10 protein-coding genes and 2 pseudogenes are annotated in these 13,835 nt (G+C 65.2%); 6 read left to right on the top strand and 6 right to left on the bottom strand.

The window, feature by feature from the left end; genetic code table 11:
• Positions 1–4 precede the first annotated feature (4 nt).
• The gene (locus ACX80M_RS13395; protein WP_459309819.1) at positions 5–895 is read right to left on the bottom strand and encodes a DsbA family protein; all 891 of its coding nucleotides are present in this window, start codon (positions 893–895) and stop codon (positions 5–7) included.
• A 179-nt stretch (positions 896–1,074) separates the two neighbouring features.
• Here ACX80M_RS13395 and ACX80M_RS13390 point away from each other — a divergent pair, with 179 nt between their 5' ends.
• The 4 genes from ACX80M_RS13390 (at position 1,075) to ACX80M_RS13375 (ending at position 6,260) form a co-directional block, all read left to right on the top strand.
• Complete coding sequence (locus ACX80M_RS13390) at positions 1,075–2,577, top strand: alpha,alpha-trehalose-phosphate synthase (UDP-forming) (protein ID WP_056346567.1); 1,503 nt, start codon at positions 1,075–1,077, stop codon at positions 2,575–2,577.
• Positions 2,567–3,397 carry a trehalose-phosphatase gene (otsB, locus tag ACX80M_RS13385; RefSeq protein ID WP_252603758.1) on the top strand — a complete coding sequence of 277 codons (831 nt, stop codon included), beginning with the start codon at positions 2,567–2,569 and terminating at the stop codon, positions 3,395–3,397. Before ACX80M_RS13390 ends, otsB begins: the two co-directional genes overlap by 11 nt.
• Before the next feature lie 234 nt (positions 3,398–3,631).
• Positions 3,632–4,714, top strand: a complete 1,083-nt coding sequence (locus ACX80M_RS13380) for an ABC transporter ATP-binding protein (RefSeq protein WP_056346563.1) — start codon at positions 3,632–3,634, stop codon at positions 4,712–4,714.
• A 124-nt stretch (positions 4,715–4,838) separates the two neighbouring features.
• Positions 4,839–6,260: a DUF4032 domain-containing protein gene (locus ACX80M_RS13375; RefSeq protein ID WP_141139534.1), complete on the top strand. Its 1,422-nt coding sequence runs from the start codon at positions 4,839–4,841 to the stop codon at positions 6,258–6,260.
• 138 nt (positions 6,261–6,398) lie between these two features.
• On the opposite strand, the gene ACX80M_RS13370 is transcribed toward ACX80M_RS13375, so the two are convergent.
• Entirely contained in the window at positions 6,399–7,769 is a 1,371-nt protein-coding gene (locus ACX80M_RS13370; protein ID WP_459309818.1) for an FAD-binding oxidoreductase, read from the bottom strand.
• A 197-nt stretch (positions 7,770–7,966) separates the two neighbouring features.
• Between ACX80M_RS13370 and ACX80M_RS13365 the strand changes: the two genes are divergently transcribed.
• Positions 7,967–9,721, top strand: a complete 1,755-nt coding sequence (locus tag ACX80M_RS13365) for a glycoside hydrolase family 13 protein (protein ID WP_252611434.1) — start codon at positions 7,967–7,969, stop codon at positions 9,719–9,721.
• A complete protein-coding gene (locus ACX80M_RS13360; protein ID WP_252603924.1) occupies positions 9,721–10,767 on the top strand; it encodes a LacI family DNA-binding transcriptional regulator in 1,047 nt (348 codons plus the stop codon). The genes ACX80M_RS13365 and ACX80M_RS13360 overlap by 1 nt, the downstream gene beginning before the upstream one ends.
• A 66-nt stretch (positions 10,768–10,833) precedes the next feature.
• Here the strand turns inward: ACX80M_RS13360 and ACX80M_RS13355 are convergent, their stop codons facing one another.
• The 4 genes and pseudogenes from ACX80M_RS13355 to ACX80M_RS13340 all read right to left on the bottom strand — a co-directional run.
• Positions 10,834–11,325, bottom strand: coding sequence for an SRPBCC domain-containing protein (locus ACX80M_RS13355; protein ID WP_252603925.1), 492 nt, complete (start codon positions 11,323–11,325; stop codon positions 10,834–10,836).
• Positions 11,326–11,536: 211 nt separating this feature from the next.
• Positions 11,537–12,117 (bottom strand): annotated as a pseudogene (locus tag ACX80M_RS13350) (dihydrofolate reductase family protein).
• Positions 12,118–12,733: 616 nt separating this feature from the next.
• Complete coding sequence (locus tag ACX80M_RS13345; RefSeq protein ID WP_252603997.1) at positions 12,734–13,069, bottom strand: class I SAM-dependent methyltransferase; 336 nt, start codon at positions 13,067–13,069, stop codon at positions 12,734–12,736.
• 76 nt (positions 13,070–13,145) lie between these two features.
• Positions 13,146–13,611 (bottom strand): annotated as a pseudogene (locus tag ACX80M_RS13340) (ISL3 family transposase); the annotation flags it as partial.
• Between the last annotated feature and the right edge of the window lie 224 nt (positions 13,612–13,835).

Below are 13,835 nucleotides of genomic sequence, written 5' to 3'. Positions count from 1 at the left end.
GGACTTAGCCCTTCGCGGTGATCGCTGCCTGCAGGAACTCAGGGAACGGGGTCTGCGCGCTGGCACCCTTGCCCCACTGCTGGCCGTCCACAAACACCGTGGGCGTGCCGGTGACGCCGATCGCCGCGGCCTGCTTGGTTGTGAACTTCACGTACGGGCGGTAGGTCTTCTCGTCGATGCACGTGTCAATGTTCTTGGCGCCGATGTCCGTGGCCATGGTCTTGAGCTTGTCGTCAGAAAGACCGGCGGTACCTTCGGCAGGCTGGTTGGCGAACAGCGAGTCCACAAACTCCGCGTACTTCTCCGGAGACTCATTCACAACACACGCGGCGGCGTTGGCTGCACGGGAGGAGTAGTTCGTGGAGGACCGGTTGTCCAGGAACCCGAGCCCCCGGTATTCCACCGTGATCTTGCCGTCGTTGCGCAGCGTCGTCAGCTGCTGGTTGTACTGTGCCTCGAAGTTCTTGCAAACCGGGCAGATGAAGTCAACGTACAGGACCACCTTGACCGGCTTTCCGGCCTCAGCTTCGGCACCGGGGGCAACCACTTCAGCCGGCGCGGTTTTCGGGGGCTCCCCCACGGAGGCTGCGTCAACGGTGGCTGCTTCCAGCTTCGCGACGTCGGTATTGGCCAGCAAGGTGATGCCACCGTTGACGTTACCGTTGGCCGGCGTCGGCCCCTGGTCAGCGATCGGGGCGTTCTGCCGCATCGTTGTGGTCAGCACCAGCCCCACCACCACAAGGATGGCCACCACGGCCACCACAATGCCCCAGCCGATCAGCAGCTTGTTGCGCTTGTCCTTCGTCAGCTGCGCCTCACGGATCAGGCGTGCCTTCTCGCGCGCCTCCGAGGTTCGCTCAGCCTTGGACTTACGTATTTCATTTGCGGGGCTCATGTGTTCCTTGGGTCGATCGACATAGGGGGACCACTCTGTGGCGACTCCACCATTTTAGGGGACAAACCTGAGAGCTTGCGCTTTCAACTATTCCGCCCGAATAACCAACGGACGAATAGCCCCGAAGATTCCATCCTATTAAGGTGGCTTAAAGGCACAAGCAACCCCAGGGGGCCGCAATGCAAACACCCGTCCAAGAAAAGCCAACAGCTGTACCTGCAACCGGCGCCGCCGCGAGCAGCCACAGCACGGCCGCCACGTACGATTTTATGGTTGTCTCCAACAGGCTGCCCGTTGACCGCTGCGCGCCAGGTGAGAGCGGCGACGACGGCTCCGGCTGGCGCCGCTCCCCCGGCGGCCTCGTGACTGCCCTCGCACCCATGATGACCAAGACCGACGGCGCGTGGGTGGGTTGGCACGGCGCCCCGGACGAAACCGTCGAGCCTTTCAGCCACGGCGGCATGGACCTCGTGCCCGTCCAGCTGAGCAACGACGACGTTGAGCTCTACTACGAGGGTTTCTCCAACGCCACCCTGTGGCCCCTATACCACGACGTCATCGCCCCGCCGGAGTTCCACAGAACCTGGTGGGACGCCTACCGCAGGGTCAACCAAAGGTTCGCCGACGCCGTCGTACGCCATGCCGGCCAGGGCGCCACGGTGTGGGTCCAGGACTACCAGCTGCAGCTGGTGCCGCGGCTGCTGCGCCAAGCGCGGCCGGACCTGCGGATCGGGTTCTTCAACCACATCCCCTTCCCCCCGCCGGAAATCTTCGCCCAGCTGCCGTGGCGGCATGCCATCATTGACGGCCTGATGGGTGCAGACCTCGTGGGCTTCCAGCGCCCCAGCGACGCCGGCAACTTCATGCGCTCCGCCCGCCGGTTCCTCGGCGCCAGCGTCAAGCAGCAGCAGGTGCATGTGAAAGGGAAGGACGGCGAAATCACGCACATCGCCAGGGCCCAGGCCTTCCCCATTTCCATCGACGTAGCCCAGATCAACGAGCTGGCCCACAACCCCGAGATCATCGAGCGTGCACGCCAGATCCGCCAGGATCTCGGCAACCCCAAAACCATCCTCCTGGGCGTGGACCGGCTCGATTACACCAAGGGCATCCGGCACCGGCTCAAGGCGTTCGAGGAACTCCTGAACGAAGGCAAGCTGACGGTCGGCGACGCTACGCTGATCCAGGTTGCCAGCCCCAGCCGCGAACGGGTTGAGCAGTACCGCCTCCTGCGCGAGGAGATCGAAGGCACGGTCGGCCACATCAACGGCACCTACGACACCATCCAGAACACGGCGGTCCGCTACCTGCACCACAGCTACCCCGTGGAGGAGATGGTGGCGCTGTACCTCGCCGCCGACGTCATGCTCGTGACTGCACTGCGGGACGGCATGAACCTCGTGGCCAAGGAATACGTCACTGCCCGCAAGGACAACGACGGCGCGCTGGTCCTCAGCGAGTTCGCCGGCGCCGCGGACCAGCTCAAGCAGGCGCTCCTGATGAACCCGCACGATATCGACGGTCTCAAGGACACCATCATGCGGGCCGTCGATTTGCCTCCCAAAGACGCCGCGCGCCGCATGCGGTCCATGCGCAAGCAGATCCTGGAACACGACGTCGACCATTGGTCAGCTGACTTCCTGGCCGCCCTGAACGAGAAAGTTGTGCGCGATGACTCCTGACGCCCGGCCCGCCAAGGGCCCGCTCACCTTGTCCCCTGAACTCCGGCAGGCCGCCCGGCGCATCGCCCAGACGGAACACCTGCTGGTGGCCATGGATTTCGACGGCACCATTTCCCCGCTGGTTGACCGCGCCGACGACGCCCGCCCGCTTCCGCGCTCGGCCGCCGCTTTCGCCGGGCTCGCCGCCCTTCCACGCACGACGACGGCACTCCTCTCAGGCAGGGCCCTCGCCAGCCTGCGCGCGGTCGCCTCGCCCCCGGTGGACACGTTGCTGATCGGCAGCCATGGCGCCGAGGCGTGGCTGGGCCCCGGCTCCGCGGAGCTGACGCTGGACGAGGCCCAGCGCCTGCTGCTGGCCGAAGTCCGAGGCGTCCTCGAGGAGATCGTTGAGCAGGCACCGGGCACGCTCCTCGAAGATAAGCCCGCGGGCGTCGTCCTGCATACCCGGCTGGCCACGGACGATGTTGCCGAGGACGCGGTGGCTGCGGCCCGTTCCGTTCTCCAGGACCGCAAGGGCGTTTTCCTGAAGAACGGGAAACGCGTCCTGGAAACATCGGTAGTCAACGCCTCCAAGGGCGAGGGCCTGACGTTCCTGCGCCAGATCACCGGGGCCACTGCGGTCCTCTTCGCCGGCGACGACGTCACGGACGAGGACGCCCTGGCACGCCTGGAATCCGGCGATGTGGGCGTCAAGGTGGGCCTGGACTTCACCCAGGCCGAGTTCCGGGTGGAAGCACCGGCCCACGTGGCCGAACTGCTCGAAGCGCTCCTGCAGGAACGGAGCCTGGTGGTGGCCGAAGAAGAGCCCGGCAGTGACTGAACCTCGGGGACATGTCCAACCTCACATGTGACCTCCGTAACATTTGCACCAATACGCCAATCGTCTGACATACTCTTGGTTGTGATGTGGCGCACAGGAACCGTGCGGCGTCACGTAATACTCCTCGGCTTCGGCCGGGGAGTACACGGCTGCAATGCCGTGGATAACTGAATTACATGAACCATTCACAACGGATCGTCCGGCACGTACCTGCCGGTGAAGGGATTGATAACTGTGGCTACAGTTACTTTTGATAACGCTACGCGTCTGTACCCGGGCACAGAGAAGCCCGCTGTTGACAAGCTCAACATCGAAATCGCCGATGGCGAATTTCTGGTCCTCGTAGGACCCTCCGGTTGCGGTAAGTCCACCTCCTTGCGCATGCTCGCAGGCCTTGAGGACGTCAACGCCGGCCGGATTCTTATTGGCGACCGCGATGTCACCGATGTTCCGCCGAAGGACCGCGACATCGCGATGGTTTTCCAGAACTACGCGCTGTACCCGCACATGACGGTTGCAGACAACATGGGCTTTGCGCTGAAGATCGCCGGCGTCTCCAAGGAAGAGCGCGCCGAGCGTGTCCGTGAGGCCGCCAAGCTTCTTGACCTCGAGCCGTACCTGGACCGCAAGCCGAAGGCACTCTCCGGTGGCCAGCGCCAGCGTGTTGCCATGGGCCGCGCCATCGTGCGTAACCCGCAGGTGTTCCTCATGGATGAGCCGCTTTCCAACCTGGACGCCAAGCTCCGTGTCCAGACGCGTACGCAGATCGCATCCCTGACCCGCCGCCTCGGCGTCACCACCGTTTACGTCACCCACGACCAGGTCGAGGCCATGACCATGGGTGACCGCGTGGCTGTGCTGAAGGACGGCCTGCTGATGCAGGTTGACACCCCGCGCAACCTCTACGACAAGCCCAAGAACGTCTTTGTTGCCGGCTTCATCGGCTCCCCCGCCATGAACCTGCTCGAACTGCCCGTGGTCGACGGCGGCGTTCAGTTCGGCGGAACGGTTTACCCCGTGCCGCGCAACATTCTCGAAGAGGCCCACGGCAGCACCGTCACCCTGGGCAGCCGCCCCGAGGACCTTGAGCAGGCCTCTCACGGTGAGGGTCTCCAGGTCGAGGTCGACGTTGTTGAAGAACTCGGTGCCGACGCCTACGTCTACGGCCACACGACGCTGGACGGCAAGGACCACGACATCGTGGCACGCGTCGACGGCCGCCGTCCCCCGCTGAAGGGCGACACCATCTACGTCCGTCCGCAGTCGGGCCACGTGCACCTGTTTGACACCAAGACCGGTCTGCGCCTGGGCGACTAGTCCCCACCGATGATCGAGCCTTTCGACGTCTAACCGACGGCGGCCCTCCTGACTGGACGGGCCGCCGTCGGCGTTTGAGCCCGATGTTTAGGCCAGCCGCCCCTCTGTACGAAAGAATTGATCCATGACCGACGAAAACAGTGCACAGTGGCACGACGAGCCCACGGACTACGCGCAGGTCGGCAAACTGCCGCGCTTCGAGGCAGCGAGCGCCAAGGATGACAAGGTCCTTGCCGCTTCCAGCTCGCTGAACATCACGGCGGCGTCCGCGGATCCCGAACTCCTGGACCTACCCTGGCACATCGCCCTGGAGGACTGGCCGGCCGAGAACCTGGCAGCGCTCCCCCGCGGCATCTCGCGGCACATTGTGCGTTTCGCGCACCTGGGCGGCTCCGTCATCGCCATCAAGGAAACGTCCGAGCATGTGGCCCGCCACGAGTACCACATGCTCCGCAAGCTGGCCCGCCTGGACGTCCCGTGCGTTGTCCCGGTAGCAGTCATCACAGGCCGGACCACCCTGGATGGGCGGCCCTTGAACCCCGTCCTGGTCACCCGCCACCTGAAATTCTCCATGCCGTACCGGGCCCTGTTCTCGCAGATGCTGCGCAAGGACACACTGACCAGGCTCATCGATGCTCAGGCCCTGCTGATGGTGCGGCTGCACCTCATCGGCTTCTACTGGGGCGACGTCTCGCTCTCCAATACGCTCTTCCGCCGTGACGCGGGCGCGTTCGCCGCCTACCTGGTGGACGCCGAAACCGGCGAGCTGTATCCCGATCTTTCCACCGGCCAGCGCGAGTACGATCTCGAGATTGCCCGAGTCAACATCGCCGGCGAGCTGATGGACCTCCTGGACGGCGGCCTGATCGAGGAAAAGGTGGACCCGGTGGCCACCAGCGAACTCATCATGGAGAGCTACCGGCGCCTGTGGACGGAACTGACCGAGAAGGAATCCTTCGAGATCGGCGAACGCTGGCGCGTGGCCGCCCGGATCCGGAAGCTCAACGAGCTCGGGTTCGACGTCGAGGAATACGCCATCAAGACCACCCAGAATGGTTCCACCATCCAGCTCCAGCCCAAGGTGGTCGACGCCGGACACCACCAGCGCCGGCTGCTGCGGCTGACCGGACTGGACGCCCAGGAGAACCAGGCCCGGCGCCTGCTCAATGACATGGACTCCTTCCGGGCGGACAACAACCCGGGGATGGACGAGGAATACAGCGCGCACCTGTGGGTCAGCCAGGTCTTCGAGCCGATCGTGCGTTCGATCCCCCGCGACCTGTCCCGCAAGCTTGAGCCGGCGGAGGCAGTCCACGAGGTGCTGGAGCACCGCTGGTACATGTCCGAGGAGCAGGCCCGCCACATTCCGCTCGCCGAGGCAGTGCAGTCCTACATCGAGTCCGTCCTGCGCCACCGCCGGGACGAAGCCGCCATCATGCTTAACCCGGATACTGCGATGCTGAAGATCCTCGAAGTGGAAACCGAGGAGTCCTCCCGCTATGGCGCCGACGAATCCATCGAAGAGTACCCTGACGTCGACGACTGACGCGGACCGGGAGCCGGTGCCGGGCCGCGGTGGCTGCACAACTGTGTTAACACACCCCCAACTAGGTAGCAGTAACTGTCGTTATGAGCGCTCAAAACGACAGTTACTGCTACCTAGTTTCGTGGCAGGTGGCGGCCTTTAGATAGCCTTGCCCGGGTTCAGGATGCCAGCCGGGTCAAAGAGTTCCTTGACCCTGCGCTGGAGCTCCCTGACGGGTTCCGCCTGCTCCAGGCCGAGCCAGCGCAGTTTGTACTGCCCGATCCCGTGCTCGCCGGTGATGGTCCCGCCCATTTCGAGCGCAGCCTCAATGGAGGCGTCCAGGGCAAAGTTCAGCCGGGCCATGGCGTCAGCGTCCACCGCACTGTCCTGGCGGTCGATCCAGAACGTGGGATGCAGGTTGCCGTCGCCCGCATGCGCCACCACCTTGAGGCTCACACCATGTGTTGCCGCGAGGTCTTCCAACGCCGCCACGTAATCCACCAGGCGTGAGCGCGGCACGGCCACGTCCTCGCCCACACGGTATTCGTCATCCACTTCCACGCCCCGGCTGTTCCGGCGGAGCTCCACGAGCTGCTCGGCTTCCGCCGTGGATTCCGTGCTCACCGTTGCCCCGCCGGCGGCTAGGACAGAACGCACGACGTCGGCCTCCGCCGCTGCCCCGAACCCGTCGGTCTGGATCAGGAGCAGCGAACGACCGCGGGAGCTCAGGTCGGAGCCGTGGAGATCGTCCAGCTGGGCAAGCGTCCCGCCGTCGAGCAGTTCCATGATGGCCGGCTGCACGCGGGCCCGGCCCACCGCCAGGACGCCGGCAGCGGCCTGCCTGAAGTCCGGGTAGAACGCGGCGATGGTGTGCACGTCACGGGGCAGGTACTTGAGCCGGACGGTCGCCCCCACCACGATCCCCAGAGTGCCCTCAGAGCCCACAAACAGTCCCGTCAGGTCGTAGCCCGCTACGCCCTTGAATGTCTGGTGGCCGGTGTGGATCAGGGACCCGTCAGCCAGCACCACATCCAGCGCCAACACTGAGTCCCGGGTTACGCCGTACTTGGCGCAGCGCAGTCCCCCGGCATTCGTGGCAACGTTGCCGCCGATCGTGGAGGAACGGAAGCTCGCCGGATCCGGCGCGTACATCAGGCCATGCACTGCGGCGGCCTCGTTGAGGGCAGCGTTGACCACGCCGGGTTCGACGACGGCGGTCTCGTCGTCCGGGTTGAGGTCAAGAATGCGGTTCATCCGTTCCAAGGACAGGACTACGCAGTTCCTGCTCGCGTGCGCACCGCCAGACACGCCTGTTCCGGCTCCGCGGGCCACGACGGCGACGTTGAGGGCCGCACACAGCCTGACCACGGCCTGCACGTCCGCCACAGACCCGGCGAAGACCACCGCCTCGGGGAGCTGGAAATCCGTGATGGGGGCCTGGTCCACGGCATACCTCGCGAGCAACTCCTCTTCGGTACTGACCTGCCCTGACCCGAGGGCGCCCACCAGCTCTTCAACCAAGCTGCCCACGCAGCCTCCCGTTCCGTCGTCGTTGTCGTTCTTCCTCAGTCTAGGCGGGCCACGACGTCGCAAACGCGTCACAATCCCGGGCTGCTGCAAGCGTTTCCACAGATCAGACCCATTTCTCCTAGAACACCGAATTGCATCTGCAAATACATGCTGGAAGCGTTTCCATATCATGACGCTGCTCAACTAGGCTGATCAGCATGTCTGTTGATTCCATGATCACCACCGCAGCTCCGCTGGCAGGTCCGCTGACCCTCATCCACGATGCCGACAACGCCCCCGGCTGGTGGCGCTCCGCCGTCATCTACCAGGTGTACCCGCGGTCCTTCCGGGACCTCAACGGCGACGGCATCGGCGATCTCGCCGGGATTACCGCGGAACTGCCGCAACTGGCCGAGCTGGATGTGGACGCCGTCTGGCTGTCCCCCTTCTACAAATCCCCGCAGCGCGACGCCGGCTATGACGTCAGCGATTACTGCGACGTGGATCCGATCTTCGGCACCCTGCGTGACTTCGACGTCATGATTGCCGAGGCCAACCGGCTGGGGTTGCGGGTCATCGTGGACCTGGTTCCCAACCACTGCTCGGACCAGCACGTTGCCTTCCAGGCAGCCCTCGCCTCCCCGGCAGGGAGCCCGGAGCGCGACATGTTCATCTTCCGGGACGGGACGGGGCCTGAAGGCCACGAACCGCCCAACAACTGGCAGTCCCATTTCGGCGGTCCGGCCTGGACCCGGGTCACGGGGCCGGACGGCCAGCCGGACCAGTGGTACCTGCACCTGTTTGATTCCTCCCAGCCGGACTTCAACTGGGACAACCCGGCCGTGCACGCCGAATTTGAGCGAGTGCTCCGTTTCTGGCTGGACCGCGGGGTCTCCGGCTTCCGGGTGGACGTCGCCCACGCTTTGGTCAAGGCCCCGGGCCTGCCCGCCTGGGGCGGCCGGGCCGACGGCGGCAGCTCGGACGGCTTCCCCGGTCATGAGGCTCCGATGTTCGGCCAGCCGGCCCTGCACGACATCTTCCGGGCCTGGCGCCTGATCCTGGACGGGTACGGGCCGGACCGCATTCTGTGTGCAGAAGCCAACGTTGACCCGCTCCCCCGCCTCGCCGACTGGGTCCGGTCCGATGAAATGCACCAGGCCTTCAACTTCCCCTACCTGCACGCCGGGCTGGACGTTTACCGGATGCGCAGTGTTATTACGGACTCGCTGACTGCCCTGGACGCAGTAGGAGCCACCAGCACCTGGGTGCTCTCCAACCACGACGTGGTCCGGCATTCCAGCCGCTTTGGTTACAACGGGTCCGGTCCGCGCGATGGCGACGGCATCGGTGCGGCCGATCCGCAGCCGGATACAGCCCTGGGCCGCCGGCGCGCAGCCGCCGCCTCCCTGTTTATGCTGGGACTGCCCGGCGCCGCCTACCTGTACCAGGGTGAGGAGCTTGGGCTGCCGGACGGCATCGATATTCCGGAGCACCTGCGGCAGGATCCCACGTTCGCACGCACCGGAGGGGCCCGGCTGGGCCGCGACGGCTGCCGGGTTCCCCTCCCGTGGCGCAGCACAGAACGGCACCTGGGCTTTGGCTCCGGCCAGGACCCCTGGCTTCCCTTGCCGGCGAGCTTCGCGGACCTGGCACGGGACGCACAGGCCGCATCGCCGTCGTCGCATCTTTCCCTGTACCGGAAAATGCTGGCGGTGCGCCGCGAACTGGGTTTGGGCCGCGGGTCACTGGCTTGGGCCGAGGACTGGTGCAGCGGTTCGTCACTGGCGTACCTGAACGGCGATACGCTGGTGCTCATGAACCTCAACCACGAACCCCTGGAGATGCCGGCAGGCAGCGTCCTCGTCCGCAGCGCCGGCTCTGACTCTGGCTCTGGCTCTGGCTCTGACGCAACCCACTTCCTGGCGTCCGGGGAAACGGTGTGGCTGCGGGTTGGCGGAGGCGACGCGGCATAGTGGGACTTGCGGGCATCAAGGACGTTGCCGACCGCGCCGGGCTGTCGATCGCCACTGTGTCGCGGGCGCTCAGCGGCAAGGCGAACGTGTCGGCCAAGAGCCGGCAGCTGGCAAAGGCGGCAGCCGACGAACTGGGCTTCGTCCCGTCATACCACGCGTCCAGCCTGGCCTCAGGCCGTAACCACAACGTGGGGCTGGTGGTCCCGTCCATCCACCGCTGGTACTTCTCGTCCGTGGTGGAGGGCGTGTCCGGCACCTTGCTCGACGCCGGCTACGACCTCACCCTGTACAACGTGGGCGACCGGCCGGAACGCCGGCACAGCGTCCTGAACGACTTCCTGGTCCGCAAGCGGCTGGATGCGGTCATCGCTGTGGCGCTGGTCCTGAGCGAGTCAGAAATCAAACAGCTCTTGGCAATCCACCGTCCGATCGTCGGCATCGGCGGTGCCCTGGCCGGTGCATCCACTATCAGGATTGATGACGCCCGCCTGGCCAGGACAGCCACCGAGCATCTCATCGGGCTGGGCCACACGCGTATCGCACACATCACCGGCGATGCCGAATTGAACCAGGACTTCAAACTCCCCGGGATACGCCGCGCCGGCTTTGAGGCAGCCATGGAGGCTGCGGGGCATGCTGTCCGCCCCGAATGGGTAGTGTTCGCGGACTTCACTATCCAGGGCGCCTACGTGTGTGCCCGTAATCTCCTGGCCTCCGCAGCCGGGCGGCCCACCGCGGTTTTTGCAGCCTCCGATGAGATGGCGATCGGGGCCATCCTCGCCGCCCGCGATTTCGGCCTGCGCGTGCCGCAGGATCTCTCCGTGATCGGCATGGACGGGCATGAACTGGGCGAGGTCTTTGGGCTGACCACCATCAACCAGGATGCGCGCGGCCAAGGCGCCCTGGCGGCGCGCATGCTGTTGGAAACGATCGACGCCGGCGCGAGGCGGCCTGCCAAGGGCACGCCACCGTCAGCAGCGGCCACCGACCGGGAGTACCCTACGGAGTTCCTCGTCCGGAACAGCACGGCCGTCCCGCCGGCCTGACCGTGCCCATCAGTCCATTCTGAGCTGGGTCCGTCCCAAACTGCTATTCAGGGCCGGCCGTCAGGCCTAAGCTTCCCCGCCCATGAACCTCGCGAAACGGTCCAGCACCTTCGGCCAGCCGGCAGCATAGTCGGCGCGGGCTGCGGCAGGATCCTCCGCACCTTCCCAGCCGTTGTGGACCAGGCGCAGCTCGGTCCCGGATTCCACGGCCCTGAACGCGACTCGCAGCTCGGTGGACCAGATAGCGGTGGTCCCAGGATGCCAGGACGCGTGGAAGGAAAGCGGCGGCTGCCAGTCATCTATGGAACCCCAGACGGCGGTCCTGCCGTCGTCAGCTGTCTCCACGATGAGGTTCTCTTCAAACTCAACGTAAGATCCTGCGCCGTACACACCGTGTGAATCCAGCGGCCACCACAAGTGCGTGTGATCCGTGAAGCCGGCGAACGCCTGCGCCACCGGCCCCGGCACAGTGACAGTGCAGATGACAGGTTCAAGGTTCTCTGCGGGATCAACTGAAGCGGGGAGGGCGTCGTCCGCGTGGCTGAAAAGGTTCTCCATGGACGCCAACTCTACGCGGCTCCAGCATCCGCCACAGTCGACGCTCTCTCACTTCCCGCGGGTTTCCGGGCTCTTCACAGTTGAGGGTGTAATCGCTGGCTGGATGTTGGCTGGCGCGTCGGTCCCGGGGCAGCGATGCGCAACCGCAGCCGGAGGCCCGATCTTGTGACACCGTTCGCAGTGGACTTCTTCGCGTACCCGCTCAGATCGGTCAACGGCGCACCCGATAGCGCAGGTGAAGCACCCGGTTGCCCTGAATCACCACGTCGGGATCCTCCAACAGGTGCTGTGCGTGGACCGACCCGAAGTAGCGCTTGCCGGACCCGAACACGACGGGTACGACATCCATGCGCACCTCGTCGACCAGGCCCGCGGCAAGCACCTGGCCACCGACGTCGCCAGCGCCGACCTCGACGATGCGGTCACCCGCGAGCTCCTGCGCCTTGGCCACGGCTGCCTCGACGCCGTCGACGAAGTGCAACGGCGCCTCGGGGTCCCAGCCCTCGGGCTTCGGCCGGTGCGTCACGACGACCACGTGGTCGACCCCGCCCGGAGGCTTCCCGTCCCAGCCGTCTGTCATGTCGAAGACATGACGGCCGACGATTGTCGCCCCGATCTGGTCCCAGTACGGCCGGGTGTAGTCGTAGGACCTCTGCGACACCTTCAACTCGCCGCTCTCGTCTAACGGGACGTCACCGCTGGACAACCAGTCGAACAGGGTCCGGGCTGGTCGTTCTCGTCCGCGATGAAGCCGTCCACCGACGCCGAGCTGTACATGACCACCTTGCCCACGGGGCTCTCCTTTGCTTTGAGGTTGCCCCACATTAGCAAGTCGTGAGTTGTCGCTCTTGTAAGAATTCAATCGGCCTGCAGCGGCCAGCCGTCCAGCGCGTGGCCGGGATGTTCGCGCAGGAACCGCTGCCTGACTTCGACGNGGTTTGGCCGCCCGCGGTAACCAGCTCTTCGCTGTTCCCCTCGCGGCGACTTAGAAAACAATACACCCACCCAACCCCCACCGCAAATCCACCCCCACAACAGGCCCTATGCCCCCAGGATCCGCGTCGTGGCGGGGAATCTGAGGGGCTCACCGGAGTCCCGGTGCAGTATTCGGCCAGAACGGGTTTCTGTTGACTGGATCACATCACGCGAGGATTGGTCCACGGCCGATTCGGCCCAGGCCGGCGCCTTTTCCGGTTACAGGTCAGCCCAAGCTTTGTTGTAGTTTCGGCTTACCTTTCGCCTGCCCGCATTCCTCCGGTTGCTGTCTCTTATTAATGGCTCAGGCGTGCACTGCTAGCGGCGTGCGGCCGATGACCAGGATCAGTTCGTCGCTGATGGGACATGGTTTCGAAGCCGGCTGCACTAAGGATCCTGCTGAGGTCTCCCACGGGCCAGGAGTACGCAGGCGTCACCGCATGTGGAAATCTCGCGATTTCGTCTCCTTCAAACAGACGAGACTCGTGAGGGAGGCGACACGGAATGGGATGCCGGGAAAGGATGCTTCTGCTTGCTTGATGAAAGCCGGCACCAAATCGATTCCTTCGACCGCCGCCCCTTGGTCCGCGAGGAACTTGGTCCAATGGCCGGGCCCGCATCCCACATCCAGCACTGGCCCCACCAGAGGTGCGACCCAGTCAGCTACGAGCTTCCGGTCAGCTGGATGAGCTGACTCGACCGACCCAAATCTTGCAGTGTACTCGGCAGCTCTCTTTGAGTACGCGGTCGCGACCTCTGCATCCGTCATGCAGCCACCTTATGGTGGGCACAGGAATCGATGCTTCCGGGCAGAGTTGCCTATTCGTTTGACGTGCCCTCTACAGACCGGTACGGCCGCGGTGGCCACGGATGGCCTGCTGGCCCCGACGCCGGCACTCATCGAGCGCCTTGCCGGCCAGGCGCGCCACGTGGAAGGGATCCATGACCACGACCGCCTCGGGGAGCTCGTCGGCGGCGGCAGTCTTGAATCCGGTGAACCCGTCCATCGCGACCACCTCCACGGTTTCGCGCCAAGCCGTGGGTCGCTCGGCCAGCCAGTCCTTGAACGCCTGTTTGGAGCGGCCGTCTACCATGTCGAGCGGGCGCGCGGGGCCGGTTCCCTCACGGATCGCGTGAGGTCGATGACGACGGTGACGTACTGGACACCACGCCTGGTGTGTCGCCACACGCGCCCGCAGTCGATGCACCGGTGCGGCGGATCGTAACCTCGAGGACCTTGGGACGACAGCCCAGCGGCTCGTGCGCCAACTCCCGGGTCACCGTGTCCCGTGCCATGCTCTTGAGCCGACAAGTCGTGGTCAGATGAGGTCAGACGAAAGCCGTCGTAGGGGTTGCGTCAAGCACGTCGAGGTCTCCTGGCTGGATGGCGCAGGCACCTCCATCGTGTGGAGACTTCGACCCCCAGCTCCGGCGCCGATCACGATCGTGTCGAAGTGATCCATGGCTGACCCTTCTTCGAGCGCGCTTTAGAGCGTGCTCCCGGACGGTACCGATCGAGCAGGTTCTGCGGGTCG

Source organism: Pseudarthrobacter sp. MDT1-22 (assembly GCF_054511035.1).
The sequence above is the reverse complement of the archived record's forward strand: the minus strand, read 5'-3'. Positions and strand labels throughout refer to the sequence as shown.

Bases quoted from the DNA above. Each gene is read 5' to 3' on its own strand.
- ACX80M_RS13395 (WP_459309819.1), bottom strand. From the start codon at position 895: ATGAGCCCCGCAAATGAAATACGTAAGTCCAAGGCTGAGCGAACCTCG.
- ACX80M_RS13390 (WP_056346567.1), top strand. From the start codon at position 1,075: ATGCAAACACCCGTCCAAGAAAAGCCAACAGCTGTACCTGCAACCGGC.
- otsB (WP_252603758.1), top strand. From the start codon at position 2,567: ATGACTCCTGACGCCCGGCCCGCCAAGGGCCCGCTCACCTTGTCCCCT.
- ACX80M_RS13375 (WP_141139534.1), top strand. From the start codon at position 4,839: ATGACCGACGAAAACAGTGCACAGTGGCACGACGAGCCCACGGACTAC.
- ACX80M_RS13365 (WP_252611434.1), top strand. From the start codon at position 7,967: ATGTCTGTTGATTCCATGATCACCACCGCAGCTCCGCTGGCAGGTCCG.
- ACX80M_RS13355 (WP_252603925.1), bottom strand. From the start codon at position 11,325: ATGGAGAACCTTTTCAGCCACGCGGACGACGCCCTCCCCGCTTCAGTT.
- ACX80M_RS13345 (WP_252603997.1), bottom strand. From the start codon at position 13,069: ATGACGGATGCAGAGGTCGCGACCGCGTACTCAAAGAGAGCTGCCGAG.